Below are 13,397 nucleotides of genomic sequence, written 5' to 3' on the forward strand. Positions count from 1 at the left end.
TATAATATTATCCTCTTTTCTAAAGGGAAACAGCTTCGATTGTCGAATTAAATAGTAGGCAGTTAAACTGACATTAAAATGGGAGTCTTGATAATGACAGATATTTTGATACTTGTTGGCCTGGGGTGTTGCGGTTGGGGCGCGTTTAAGCTTCTAAGATTGCCGGTGGCGCCGCTTTTGGGGACAATTGCGGTGGTGGGGACGATGAGGATTCTCCAGTTGCCACTTCCAGATACCCCCGGTTTTGTTACCCCGGCGGTGCAGATTACCCTGGGGATTTATATTGGCACCAAGGTCACCCGGGACACCGTCCGGGAATTGAAAAAGCTGCTGGTGCCCGCAACGGTAATCAGCGCCTGGGCCCTGACAGTAATTTTTGTGTTCGGCTTCCTGCTTTCACGACTTACCTGGTTGGATTCGTTTACGGCGATTCTTTCGTCCAGCATGGGCGGCTTGCCGGAAATGATGGTATTAGCGTTGGCTACTGATGCCGATACGGCTGTGATTATTATGATGTCTACGGCCAGAATGTTGGCCACGATCGCAATCTTCCCTATTATTTTTAACTCCTGGTTCAAACTGCATAAGCAGAATGGTTCAGATGAAGGAGAAGTAACGGAAACGGAAGCTAATTTGACATTGAGGCAAGCTATTAGCCAGCAGGTACAAACTGTCTGGAGTGCCCGGGCAGATATTATCCCGTTAACCGCCAGGAGTCTGCTGACGGTGGGAATTGCACTCGCTGGCGGGATGCTGGTGGAGGCAATTGGGGTTCCCGCTGGCATCATGGTCGGCGGCATGTTTTCTGTTGCAATTGCCACAGTTAGCGGAGCGCCAGTGGCCAGTTTTAATCCAAAATTATTTGCCCCGCTTCTGGTGTTTGTTGGGATTATGGTTACAGAGAATTTTACCCCTGAGACCGCCAGAATGTTGGCCTCCGGTTCACTGTTGGCGCCGGTGCTGATTTCCACAACATTGATCTTTATGAGTTCTCTGCTGGTGGGCCGTATAATCCATAAGCTCAGTGGTTGGGATATGCCAACAAGCTTTCTGGCGGCTGCCCCCGGTGGTTTTACAATCATGACCACGCTGGCGATAAAATATGACAAGGATCCCTTTTCGGTATCGATGCTCCATTTGGTGCGTTTGATGGCAATTAAGGCGTTTGTGCCCTTGATCTTTATGTTCTTGATTTAGAATAGACTTCCGGCAGCTCTCACGCTGCTGGTTTTTTTGTCGACTAGCCTGATCTGGCCGGTATAAACTGCTTGAACTCCGTGTATTTTATGGGTAAGAAAAGGTAGCGGAGGAAAATCTATGATTGGAGCAATTGATTTTGATCTCAACTGGATCTGGAAAGCAATGGCGATTGTAATCGTTGGTTCGCTATTGCTACGATTTGCTGGTCGTAAATCAATATCTCAGCTTACTGTTGCCCAAACTGTGATAATGATTGCCGTAGGGGCGCTGCTCATTCAGCCTGTCAGCGGCGCCAGTATTGGTGTGGCATTTTTTCTGGGGCTTGTAATTGTCCTCACCCTGATCATGATCGAATATGCTGAACTACAATTTAATTTCCTGGAGCAAATTTTTACCGGCAAGGCAGTGGTAATCATCGAAAACGGCGCCATTCGGGAAGACAACCTTAAAGCACTGCGGCTGACTGTGGATAAATTGGAGGTGCGCTTGCGCCAGCTGGGAATAAGCAAGGTTGAAGATGTACACTGGGCGACCCTGGAACCCAATGGGCAGCTTGGTTATCAGTTAAAACCACATGCGATGCCGGCCCGGCGTGAAGACATCCAGAAATTGATGAAAATGCTGGAGGCAAAGTTACCAGAGCCGCCAGCAGATGAACTTGACATGAAGCCGGATGAGAATAACATTTTTGATGAAATTCTCTTTGGCCGGGGCGACGCCAAGCCGCCCAAGAAACTGAGGTAAACAAAATGACCCGGGTCTTTGGTTGGAGCCAACATCCCGGGTCATTTGGCGTTTCTTTTCTCGGCTACCAGGGAAAACAGTTCCCGCTTGTGGGAAATTCCCAACTTGGCATAGATATGTCTGAGATGTGTTTTGAGGGTGTTTTCGCTGATAAACAATAGGGCAGCCGTTTTTTTGTTGCTGTGACCCTGAAGCAAAAGTAATAGGATTTCCTCTTCCCGGGGGGTGAGTGGTTCACTGCAAGTGAGCTTATCTGCAAGAGAGATGGATAGCGGTTTATGATCAGTGATAAATTTTTGGTCCAGATATTCGCTCAGCCAGGGTAAGAGGAGAAATGTTAGGAAAAGGGTTCCTGAGGCCACCAAACCGCTGGTAAACCGGTATTGCTCAGAAAGTAGAAGGTGGTCGCCTAGTATATAGCCAAGGAAAATCGAAGCAACATTGGCCGCCAATACCAAGCCGAAAACCCGGTATGTCCGCCCGTAGATTAACGCAATCGTGGCCGGCACAGTCCATACAAAGAGGTCCAGCAAGGCAAAAGCGCTTTCAGTGAGCACGACTATTATGAGATTGCTGACAAAAGAGATATTGAGCAGGGCAAAGAACACAAAGGCCAGGCCCAGCAGCGCTGCTCCCAAATAAACAGGCAGTACTTTTTTCATCTTCCCGCCCAAACAGGCCATGATTACCAGCATACCCGTATATGGCAAAAGAATAACATATTCGAATGTCGGAGAAGCCGTAATGACAGAAGGGTAGAGCAGATTGTAGAGCAGCCCGCCGTTTATGTAGATTATCAGCACCAGCAGGGCTAGAGCCGCGACCAGTAGCGTCGGGAACTCTTCTGAACCTTTTGCAGGTTTCCTGGGGTTGGTAACAGGGGTAATTATACCAGCAAGATACAGAGCCAGCGCGAGAGGCAGCGCAGCGACAACCATCATGACATTTGGATGTAAATGTCTAGACAATATACTGAGAAAGAACAGAATCAGATTGGCGCCGATAATAATCGTGGCCATATATTTTATGCGCTGAGTGTCGGTAATCAAGTTTGTATAGGGAACGCTCCATGCCAGGATAAATACGGCCGAGGCAATTCCCAGCAAACTAAAGCTCAGCCAAGGCACAACGGGACCAGCTGTCAGAATTAGAAGATGAATCAGCAGACAAGCAGTTCCCGCGGCACGCATGATATTCTTCCATGGCGCCAGATTCCATAGCCCGAAGCCGGCGAAAACATAAGCCAGGCCATGGGCCCCGATAAACGTCAAGGTTATCGCTGCGCCATCAGTTCCAGTCGTTTGGAGTAGGTTTTCCAGAATGGGACCGCTGAAGGGGACAGCCAAAAGCCAGCCGAAAAAGCAGGCCAGTGACAATTGAACATTTAAATGATGGTTCTTCATACGATTGTCGCCCCCTTTAATTAATTTGCTTACTTTTTATAATACATCTCTCTAAAAGTATATAACAAAGTGCCAGACTTAGGGCAAAATTATTTAAAAAAGTAGTAAAAAAGCCACAGCTTTCTGTCCGGCATCTTATCTGGTATATTTAGGATAGGATTGTGGAGGTGATTATTTGAGGCGTTGGCTTGTACTGATCTTAATTTTCTTGCTTAGCGCTTGTGTTGTTGAAGATGAACCGGAACCGCCGCCTGTGGAGCCGGTAACGATTACATTCGAAACAGATTACCGGCATCCGCACGTATACCTGACGCTGAGCGAACCGGAGTCAGCTAATGAAATTGTCCGGAATCTGACGATAACGCCCAAGGTGGAATATTCTGTAGAGAATGAGCAAGCTCAAATCTCAATTGTATTGCATGACTGGGACTATGAAACCGAATATACTTTGACAGTTGCGCCCTTTGCCAGTAAAAAGCAAGCATTGCCCACTGAATATGTGTACAAGTTTGAAACCGTCCCGTCGGTTTTTAAGCTTGTTGCCGTCGGTGATGTGATGCCAGCAATTCTCACTGAAAAGCGCGTTAACGAATATGACCCCGGGTACCCGTTGGCAAAGATTCGTGAACGCATCAAATCCGGCGACCTGGTGTTCGGCAATTTGGAAGCGCCAATTTCTGATGTCGGTAACCCTATGGACAAGGCCTATGTTTTCCGGGCCAAGCCATTCACCATTGAAGTGCTTCTTGATGGTGGGTTTAATCTTGTTTCGCTGGCAAACAACCATATCCTGGATTATGGAGCGGAGGCAATGTTGGACACGATTGATCTTCTGGACCAGCATGGTATTGCCCATGCGGGGGCCGGCAAAGATCAAGCTGCTGCCGGAGCGCCGGTATTGCGGGAGGTAAACGGGGTAAAAGTTGCCATGCTGGCTTACACAGGCGCTTTTCCCGCCAGGCTATATCCCGCCTGGCAGGCAGGGCCAGATACACCCGGAACGGCATTTTATTATGACGAGGATAGGCTGGTGGAGGCTGTCAAAAGCGCTCGCGAGCTTGCCGATGTGGTTATTGTTTCTATGCACTGGGGCTATGAATACACCTATGCTACCAACGCCGAGCAGCATCGATTGGGTAAACTGGTTGTCGACAGCGGCGCTGACCTGGTCCTGGGGCATCACAGTCATACGCCCCAGGGCATTGAGTTCTACGGAGGTAAACCGATAGTCTACAGTCTGGGGAATTTTTTGTTCTATCCCTTTGCCACCCAGAAACTTTGCAACGAGACTTATATTCTGGAAGCAGAAATTAATAAGGATGGGGTGCAGGCCATGAGTCTTGTGCCGGTACTGCTGGGAGATAGTCAGCCTTTTGTTCCCGAAGGTGAGGAACTGGAGCGTATGCACGAGCTCTTAACCGGTCTGTTGGGTCGCTACGACACGCCGTGGGCAATTGACGGTGAACGGGTTGTAATTTCTCTGGATAACTAAATCAAAAAGCATGGGATGTCCCATGCTTTTTGATTTAGTTAAATTTTACCGAATCGATAATCTTTTCCAACTCTGTGAGTTGATTTTCTGTAGTATAGCTAATAATCATGTTGATTGCATAACCGTTTTGGATAGTGGCGTAAAGTTTCTGATAAAGCCATTGCCAATATCGATGCGGGCGTTCATAGTATAAAAATTTACGTCGTCCAATACCTCAAGATGGATATGCTCAAACTGCCAGGGCAGCCCGGCTTTCTGGAACAAATCTTTGCTATATTCTAGATAGTCTTTGCCGTTGTGAAACGTGGTGCCTGCGTCTTTGACATTTTCGGCGTTACAGACGAAATTGGGATTAAACGAAACCCGGTAATTCAGTGGATGCTTGAGGGCATGGACAAGGTCTACGACGTCTTCGTCCTCCTCAATCTGCTTCGCAAGCTCTTCATTGAGTTCTGAAATGAACTCTACAGATAAATTGCCTACTTCTGTAACCTCGGCTTCAGTTAAAATTGTCCACCCCTCAGGCAGTTCAAAACTAAGATTAAAAAAATCATTGCGGTAGAGGTTCCCTTCCAATACGCCCGGTGTCAGCTCCTCTTTGCCAAAACAACCGGCCATGAATACAACACTGATAATCAGGAAGAAAATAATGACGGCCCTTTCAAAAACCCACCCCTTTTTCGTATTTTAACTGTATTCTATATACAAGCGTTTGTCCAGAGTAAAAGGATTATTTTACAATTCCCATCCCTGTCCATTATAATATGATAAATAAGGAGACGGTAAATAAAGGGGAGATAGACATGAGCGAAGAAAAGAGTAATTTTATATTGGCCATCATTAATAAAGACCGGGAGGAAGGGAAGCACGACGGTGTCGTCCATACACGGTTTCCGCCTGAGCCCAATGGTTGGCTGCACATCGGCCATGCCAAGGCCATTCTTTTAAACTACAGCATTGCGGAAATGTATGGGGGTAAGTTCAACCTCCGTTTTGATGATACCAACCCAATCAAGGAAGACCAGGAATTTGTGGATTCAATTCTCAACGATATCCACTGGTTGGGCGCCGACTGGGAGGACCGGTTATTCTTTGCCTCCGACTATTTCGATATTAAATATGAGTTCGCCCGACGCCTGATAAAAGCGGGTCGGGCTTATGTTTGCGACCTAAATCCTGAGCAAATCAGAGAATACCGGGGGACCCTCACCGAGCCCGGTAGGGAAAGTCCCTACCGCAGTCGTTCAGTGGAGGAGAACTTAGATTTGTTCGAACGTATGAAGAATGGCGAGTTCCCCGACGGCTCCCGGGTGCTTCGGGCTAAAATTGATATGAGTTCCGGCAATTTGAACATGCGTGACCCGGTTCTCTACCGGATTCTCCATGCCCACCATCATCGCACCGGCGACAAATGGTGCATTTACCCGATGTATGATTATGACCACCCCTTCTCCGACGCTGTCGAGGGGATTACCCATTCGCTGTGTTCGATAGAGTACTCGGACCATAGGCCATTATATGACTGGGTGGTGGATAATGCCTTGGAGCTGATTCCCGAACATGTGGCCAGTCGCTCCAACCAATACGAATTTGCCCGCCTGAACATCTCCTACACTGTGCTCAGCAAGCGCAAGCTGCGCCGCCTGGTGGAAGAGGGTTTTGTGGAAGGTTGGGACGACCCGCGGATGCCTACCGTTGCCGGTCTCCGTCGTCGTGGTGTCACTTCCCGCGCCATCCGGGACTTCTGTGACCGTATCGGCGTTGCTCGGTCAGACAGCACTGTAGACCTAGCGCTGCTGGAACACTGCATTCGGGAGGACCTCAGCGACAGTCACCGGGTGATGGCAGTGCTGGCTCCGTTGAAGGTGGTTATCACAAACTGGCCCGAGGACGAGGTTGAATGGTTGGAGCTGGAGAACCTGCCAGGCGACGAAAGCGCCGGCACTCGCAAACTGCCCTTTGGCCGGGAGATCTATATCGAGCAGGATGACTTTATGGAGGAACCGGTGAAAAAGTTCCACCGGCTGGCGCCGGGCAAAGAGGTGCGGCTCAAGGGGGCCTATGTGATTGAGTGCCAGGAAGTTATCAAAGACGGTGCGGGCAATATCACCGAACTTCGTTGCACTTACGATCCGCAAACTAAGAGCGGACAGGATACCAGCGGCAAAAAGGTCAAGGGTGTAATTCACTGGGTATCCGCAGCCCATGGCATACCGGCAACGGTTCACCATTATGAAAACCTATTCATCACTGAAAACCCCGAGGAAGGCGAAGATTTTACGACAAATATCAACCCCGATTCTTTGCAGACAGTGACAGCCATAGTCGAGCCGACAGTGGCGGAAGCTGAGCCGGGCAGTCGCTTCCAGTTCATGCGCAAGGGGTATTTCTACCGCGATCCCCAAGCAGATGGACCAGTGTTTAACCGCACCGTTGGTTTGCGGGATACCTGGGCAAAGAAAAAGAAATAACGGAAAAGCCGCGGAATCGCGGCTTTTTTAATCTGTAAAATTTCGCGCCAGATAGCTGGCATATTCCAGCGGCCTGCCGAAGACTGCTTCTGCATGCCTGAAATCTTTTATTCCTTTGTAGAGTCTCTTTTGCGGAAATCCGTTGACCTCGATGAGCCACAGTTTATCTGCCCGGTCGAGAATGAAGTCTACGGATAACTCGCCCAGCAAACCATAGTTTAGTTCCAACACCCGCGCCACAGCCAGGCTGGTTGTATTTAGGGTGTTGAGAAATGCCGGGGAGAAATGTTTGGAGGCCAGGGTTTCGATTTCATAAATAGCACGGATTTGGCTAGTGTTATAGAAGTACTTGAGCGCCAAACGGCAAACACTGCTGGAAACTGCCCATTGTCCGCGGCCATCCTTTTGCACCAGCACCCGAATATCAAAAAGATGACGGTCGATATTCGCCGACTCAATTCCCTGCTGAACCAGATACTGTTTATCAGGACTAAGATAATCAGCCAGCTTCGCATCTAAGCTATCGCCTTGCTTGCAGAGCAGTCTGCGGACCATGGTATGAAAGGAGATATAGACATTCCCATTGGGCTCTAGCTCCAAACGGTATACCTCTGTACCTTTATAACCCAAACTAGCCTTGACAAATACTTGTCTGTAGGCTTCCAACATTGCCATCAGTTCTTTTTCTGTGTAAATTTGGGTCTCTGGCAGATAATCGACGAGACCGGCCGTGCTCAGAGAATTATACACAGCCCATTTTTCAAAGCGATTAACCGCATTGAAGCACTTATTTTTGCCAATTGCCTTTTCCAGGCGAATAAAGAACCGGTTCTTCTTTCGATTATAGCAGCGATTGTAGACCGCATCAGGAAACGGAAATGATTTATCCCTGAACTCCCCATCTTGTTGATGCAGTCCGTGGATTCGCCTATTTTTCCAGCTGATATCTTTGCGGGAGAATGCGAAGAGCTCCAGATTAGATTTATTGTACGGCTGATGGAGTTCCAGGTGTTTTTTTTTGTCAGCCCAATTTGGGACCAGGAGACCGATTAATATTGGTTTCATTGCCCTCATCTCCTGTTCGGTGCCACTAGCGGTCAAATCCGGCTAGTACAGTTTATTAATGACAGCTCATTTAGTAGCTCAACATTTCCTTCCGGTCATATGTAGTGCAAGTTTTGGGGGCGTTGAAGGTGTTTAAAGCATGCGAGTGGAAATAATACTGTATTAAATCAATCCATGAGGGGAGATTGCTGTGACGCTAAAAATCCTGCATACAGGTGACTTACATATCGGAATGCGCTATGGCGGCTATCCTGAGCATGTGCGCACCCATTTAGCCGAGGCGCGGGTGGATGTGCTTCGTCGGTTGGTTGCAGAAGCCAACAACCGTCAATGCGACTTGTTTGTAATTGCCGGTGATTTGTTCACAACCCATAAGCCCAAAAATAGTCTGATTGTCGAAGTTACAGAGATTATCAAGCAATTTGCCGGCGCTTGCACACTGATCTTGCCGGGAAACCACGACTATACCGATGCATTGTCTGAACTCTGGCAGACTTTTGTCACCCACAAAGGAGAAAACACTATCCTGCTGGAGGATGCGGCCCGTTTCAGCTTGGATGCCTTCGGCCTCTCTGTCGAAATCTGGCCCGCACCCTGCACTTCACTACATTCGGAGACCAACAACCTAGGTTGGATGCACGGGCAACAAGCTGACTCTGAGCGCTTCAATATCGGTATTGCCCACGGCAGTGTGCGCGGCCTATCTCCGGATTTGGACAACTCTTATTTTCCCATGGAAGTTGCAGAGCTCAGGGCTTTGCCGCCTGATCTCTGGCTTTTGGGGCACAGCCACGTTCGCTACCCGGACCAAAATCAAGTGACCGGCGAGCAAATTTTCAACGCCGGCACACCGGAGCCCGACGGTCTCGATTGTCGTCACCGGGGCCATGCCTGGATTATTACGGTGGATGCCGCGGGAAAGGTGAGCGCCGAAAGTACCACTTGTGGTCAGTACCGGTTCATGGATCTCAGCTACCAATTGACTAAAGATTTCAGTGTGTTGGAACAGGAGTTGCTGACCGCTGACGCCGATAAGTCCATCGCCCGTCTGACTTTGACAGGTAATCTGCCGGCTGAGGTTCTGGCGGAGCGTCAGAACATCTACCGTAAACTTGCCGAAACACTCCTGCATGTGGATATCCGCGACTCTCGACTGGGACTGCGCTTGACGCCAACGATGTTGGATAAGGAGTTTACCGCCGGTTCTTTTCCCCACCGTTTATTGAAGAAGTTAACTGCTGACGGGGAAGCGATGCAAATCGCCTATCAGCTCATCAAAGAGGTGAAATGATGCGACTGCTTAGATTCCAAACCAGCCGCTTTGGCGGCCTGCAGGATGTGGAAAGGACATTTTGCAGTGGGATAAATGTCATTGAAGGACCAAATGAATCGGGTAAGAGCACGCTGGTCAACGGTATTCAGGCGACCTTGTTCCGGGAAGTCCGGGTGGGCAAAAACACCAGGGAAGGCAGAGAGTTTTTCGCCCGTTTTTTGCCCTTTCCAGATGGGGACACGATCGATGGCGAGCTCACTTTTGCTGTCGATGATGCAGAGTATACTTTGTATCGGCAATGGGGGACATCTCCTCAGGTTAGATTAACTAAGCCCGACGGAACATTGCTCACTAGCGAAAGCGAAGTGGAAGCCTTTCTCGACACTCTTTTCCCTCTGGGACGACGGACTTATCAGACAATCGTGTTTGCCCGTCAAGAGCAGTTAAAGGATGTCTTAGATCTTATTCGCTCGGATGAAACAGTGGATTCTATCGGCTCAATGTTGCGGAAAGCGGTTATGCAGCTGGACGGGGTATCGGTTGACCGCTTGGGGAATGCGCTGACTGAGCGAATTCAGGAGTTGCTTGGCCGCTGGGATATTGAGAGAGATGGCCCGGAGGGGAATCGAGGTTACCACAATCCCTGGAAGGCAGGGGTGGGCAGCGTTCTGCAGGCGTATTACACCAAAGAAGAGTTGAAAGCCAAACTGGAAGCTGTGGCCGCCGGTGAAGCGGAGTTGACCCGTCTGCGACAAGAGCTTGCAGTGCTGGACAAAGAAAAACAAGAGCTGACGGCGGAAATAAAAACTCTTGCCGACCTGGAAGCGGATGTGTTCAAGCGGACCTCACTGGAACCTAAGCTGAAGGAGCTGCAGGATGAGGCCGCTGCTTTCAAAACTGTGGTCGCAAAGTGGCCGGAGATACAGCAGGAGCACATCCGATTGGCGCAAGAAATTGCCGAGTTGGAAGCCCGCAAACAGGCGCTGGAAGCTGAACTAGATAGTCTGCAGGCCTGGCAGCGACATGCAGAGCTTGAGCAGCTCTACAAGCAGGTTTCCGAGCAGCAGCAAGAAATTAGGCGGCAGCAAGAACGTATCGCCCAACTGCCTGCTACTTCACCGACGCTGATCAAAAAATTGGATGCCCTGCAGCAAAAGGTGCTCCAGGCAGAAGCATCAATGCAGGCCGGCACTCTGTTGACCAGGATCTCTGTGGATCCCGACGTAGAGGTGTATGTGACCAGGGATTTGGATGCGGAGCAAAAACTTGTCGATCCAGAGGTGCGGGCCCAGGGCTGGGTAAGGTTCCGAATCGGCAAACTGGCAGAGATTGAAGTCCGCGCCGGTGAGCAGGATTTCGCTGAAATCAAGGAAAGTTATCGGCAGGCAACGGAAGAAATCAGAGAGTTGTTGGCCGCACTAAAATTAGAATCGGTGCAGGAAGCCAGGGATACCGAACGTGAACGCAAACAAGTGGAGGACGCGATTGCGGTGACTGAACAGACTATTCAGTCTTTGCTGGGAGGCAAGGAGCTCGACCAAATAAAGGCCGAGTTGGCAGCATTTGAGACCCGTGACGCTATGAGGACCAAGGAAGATATTGTCGCGGACCGGCAGGCTCTGGAGAATGAGCTGATTGATAAGACCGCTGTTCACCGAAATCTGGAGCGAGATTTGGCTGCATGGACCCAAGAGTACGGCAGTTATCCGCAGCTGATTGAGAAGTTGGGCGATGTCATGGGAGATCTTCGGGCATTGGAACGGGAACTGTCCGGGTTAAAGCCGGTTCCCGAGGAATTCCAGTCTCCACAAGCTTTTAATCAACACCTGGCCGCTCTGCGTGCCCGGTTGGAGAATGTAAATAGTGAAATCGCGGCATCCCAAAAGGCAGTGTACGAATTGCAGAGGGAGCTGCCCGTGGAATCCCTGACAGACTTGGAGAATCAACATCAGGACGCTGAGCGTAGATTTAGCGAACTGAAACTGCGGGCAGAAAAAATTCTCCAGGTTCATCAAGCATTTCAGGAGACTGTAGCGGAGATGGATTCAACCACATTTGCCCCATTGGCCAGTTCTTTCAGCCGCTATCTCGCTGCCATTACCCGGGGTCAGTACAAACTTGGCCACGTAGACGACAAGTTTAATCTTGATTTGGTCACCAATACTGATAAATCGATGCCGGTGAACCTCCTGTCCTCCGGAACCTATGACAGTACCGCCCTGGCGTTGCGTTTTGCGCTTTTGGAGAACATTTTTGGACGTGCCGGCGGATTGGTTGTTCTGGATGATTGTCTGGTAGACCTCGACCCAGGTCGCAAGCAGGCGGCTGTGGACATTATCCGGGACTATGCCAATTCCAATCAAGTGGTGTTTACAACCTGTAGCCCTGAGACTGCACGCTTGCTGGAGGTATAATAAAAAGCCCTGATCAGGGCTTTTTATTATACAAGCATGTTTGCCAGGTCCTCTTGAGCATTGCCAATCAGCTTGAGCCTGAAATTGTCCTGGAGTACTTTCAATACGCCGGCGGACACAAATTCCGGCGCCTTCGGTCCGATATAGATATCCTTGACTCCAAGACTGAACAGACCGAGCAAGATTGCCACTGCTTTCTGCTCAAACCAGGAGAGCACGATGCTCAATGGCAGCTCGTTGATATCACAATTGAAGGCTTCTGCCAGGGCGATGGCAATCTTGGCGGCGGATCCCGAGTTGTTACATTGTCCAAGGTCAATATAGCGGGGAAGATTGGTGTCTGGAACTGTGCCAAAATCGACATCGTTGAAGCGGAATTTGCCGCAGGAGGTGGTAAGAATTACACAGTCCTCGGGCAGGGATGTGGCCAGCTCACGGTAGTAGTTGCCACCGGGGCCCGGGGCGTCACATCCGGCAATCACAAAAAAACAACGAATTTTCCCTTCTTTAACGGCCGTCACTATTTCCGGGGCAATAGCCAGCACTGATTCATGATGGTAGCCGGTGACCATTGTTTTATCAGAGTCTATATTTGCCGGTTCCAGGGAAAGCGTTTTTTCAATCAGCGGGCCAAAGTCATCATTCTCAATCTTTTGCACGTTTTCAAGGCCAGCCACATCATAAGACCAAAAGCGGTCAGCATAGTCGCCGATGATGGGCATCAGACAGTTGGTGGTGCCCAGAATACAGCCGGGGAACTTTTGGAACAGCTGTCGCTGGTCATACCATGCTTTACCTACGTTTCCTTTTAGGTGGGGATACTTTTTTAGATGTGGATAACTGTGGGCAGGGAGCATTTCCGAATGGGTGTAGATATTGATCCCTTTGCCCGCAGTTTGTTTAAGCAATTCCTCCAGGGCAAATAGGTTGTGGCCGGTGACGAGAACACAATGACCCTCGACTTTGTCGGAACTAACCGTTACCGGCTTCGGAACGCCCAAGCGCTGAGTATGCGCTTTGTCCAGTAATTCCATAATTCGAACCGTGCCTGTGCCAACTTTCAAAGCCATGGCAATATGTTCTTCCAGATTGAAGTTGACGTTGGTCAGGGTCATGTACAATGCTTCATTAACAATTTGGTCTACTTCCGGGTCCCGGTGTCCAAGCTGGGCCGCGTGGGTTGAATAGGCAGCAATCCCTTTAAGGGCCAGGACAATTGTATCCTGGAGACTGGCAATTTCCTCGTTTTTTCCGCACACACCAATTGCCCCCGTGCAGCCGCCAGTGGGTGTTTGTTCACATTGATTGCAAAACATCAAAATTCCTCCTTGTGCA

At 49.5% G+C, this 13,397-nt stretch carries 10 protein-coding genes; 6 read left to right on the plus strand and 4 right to left on the minus strand.

What is annotated here, in order from left to right; genetic code table 11:
• Positions 1 to 78 precede the first annotated feature (78 nt).
• Entirely contained in the window at positions 79 to 1,197 is a 1,119-nt protein-coding gene (locus FH749_13175) for an AbrB family transcriptional regulator (protein MTI96404.1), read from the plus strand.
• A gap of 120 nt (positions 1,198 to 1,317) precedes the next feature.
• Positions 1,318 to 1,944 (plus strand): DUF421 domain-containing protein, encoded by a 627-nt coding sequence (locus FH749_13180; GenBank protein ID MTI96405.1) that lies wholly within the window; start codon positions 1,318 to 1,320, stop codon positions 1,942 to 1,944.
• 41 nt (positions 1,945 to 1,985) lie between these two features.
• On the opposite strand, the gene FH749_13185 is transcribed toward FH749_13180, so the two are convergent.
• Entirely contained in the window at positions 1,986 to 3,347 is a 1,362-nt protein-coding gene (locus FH749_13185) for a helix-turn-helix transcriptional regulator (GenBank protein ID MTI96406.1), read from the minus strand.
• A gap of 175 nt (positions 3,348 to 3,522) precedes the next feature.
• Here FH749_13185 and FH749_13190 point away from each other — a divergent pair, with 175 nt between their 5' ends.
• Positions 3,523 to 4,839 carry a CapA family protein gene (locus FH749_13190; protein MTI96407.1) on the plus strand — a complete coding sequence of 439 codons (1,317 nt, stop codon included), beginning with the start codon at positions 3,523 to 3,525 and terminating at the stop codon, positions 4,837 to 4,839.
• Positions 4,840 to 4,944: 105 nt separating this feature from the next.
• Here the strand turns inward: FH749_13190 and FH749_13195 are convergent, their stop codons facing one another.
• On the minus strand, positions 4,945 to 5,457 hold the full coding sequence (locus FH749_13195; protein MTI96408.1) for a hypothetical protein: 513 nt from the start codon (positions 5,455 to 5,457) through the stop codon (positions 4,945 to 4,947).
• Between the two features lie 185 nt (positions 5,458 to 5,642).
• On the opposite strand from FH749_13195, the gene FH749_13200 reads away from it, so the two are divergent.
• Positions 5,643 to 7,310, plus strand: a complete 1,668-nt coding sequence (locus FH749_13200) for a glutamine--tRNA ligase/YqeY domain fusion protein (protein MTI96409.1) — start codon at positions 5,643 to 5,645, stop codon at positions 7,308 to 7,310.
• Positions 7,311 to 7,337: 27 nt separating this feature from the next.
• Here FH749_13200 and FH749_13205 read toward each other — a convergent pair whose 3' ends face one another.
• A complete protein-coding gene (locus FH749_13205) occupies positions 7,338 to 8,384 on the minus strand; it encodes a hypothetical protein (GenBank protein ID MTI96410.1) in 1,047 nt (348 codons plus the stop codon).
• Between the two features lie 181 nt (positions 8,385 to 8,565).
• Here FH749_13205 and FH749_13210 point away from each other — a divergent pair, with 181 nt between their 5' ends.
• Positions 8,566 to 9,666, plus strand: coding sequence for a DNA repair exonuclease (locus FH749_13210; protein MTI96411.1), 1,101 nt, complete (start codon positions 8,566 to 8,568; stop codon positions 9,664 to 9,666).
• Positions 9,663 to 12,062 carry a hypothetical protein gene (locus tag FH749_13215; protein MTI96412.1) on the plus strand — a complete coding sequence of 800 codons (2,400 nt, stop codon included), beginning with the start codon at positions 9,663 to 9,665 and terminating at the stop codon, positions 12,060 to 12,062. The genes FH749_13210 and FH749_13215 overlap by 4 nt, the downstream gene beginning before the upstream one ends.
• A gap of 26 nt (positions 12,063 to 12,088) precedes the next feature.
• Here the strand turns inward: FH749_13215 and hcp are convergent, their stop codons facing one another.
• Positions 12,089 to 13,378 carry a hydroxylamine reductase gene (hcp, locus tag FH749_13220; GenBank protein MTI96413.1) on the minus strand — a complete coding sequence of 430 codons (1,290 nt, stop codon included), beginning with the start codon at positions 13,376 to 13,378 and terminating at the stop codon, positions 12,089 to 12,091.
• Positions 13,379 to 13,397: the final 19 nt, after the last annotated feature.

Source organism: Bacillota bacterium, assembly GCA_009711825.1.
In the GTDB taxonomy this organism is placed as follows: Bacteria; Bacillota; Proteinivoracia; order UBA4975; family VEMY01; genus VEMY01.

Bases quoted from the DNA above. Each gene is read 5' to 3' on its own strand.
- FH749_13215 (MTI96412.1), top strand. From the start codon at position 9,663: ATGATGCGACTGCTTAGATTCCAAACCAGCCGCTTTGGCGGCCTGCAG.
- FH749_13185 (MTI96406.1), bottom strand. From the start codon at position 3,347: ATGAAGAACCATCATTTAAATGTTCAATTGTCACTGGCCTGCTTTTTC.
- FH749_13200 (MTI96409.1), top strand. From the start codon at position 5,643: ATGAGCGAAGAAAAGAGTAATTTTATATTGGCCATCATTAATAAAGAC.
- FH749_13175 (MTI96404.1), top strand. From the start codon at position 79: ATGGGAGTCTTGATAATGACAGATATTTTGATACTTGTTGGCCTGGGG.
- FH749_13195 (MTI96408.1), bottom strand. From the start codon at position 5,457: ATGGCCGGTTGTTTTGGCAAAGAGGAGCTGACACCGGGCGTATTGGAA.
- hcp (MTI96413.1), bottom strand. From the start codon at position 13,378: ATGTTTTGCAATCAATGTGAACAAACACCCACTGGCGGCTGCACGGGG.
- FH749_13180 (MTI96405.1), top strand. From the start codon at position 1,318: ATGATTGGAGCAATTGATTTTGATCTCAACTGGATCTGGAAAGCAATG.
- FH749_13205 (MTI96410.1), bottom strand. From the start codon at position 8,384: ATGAGGGCAATGAAACCAATATTAATCGGTCTCCTGGTCCCAAATTGG.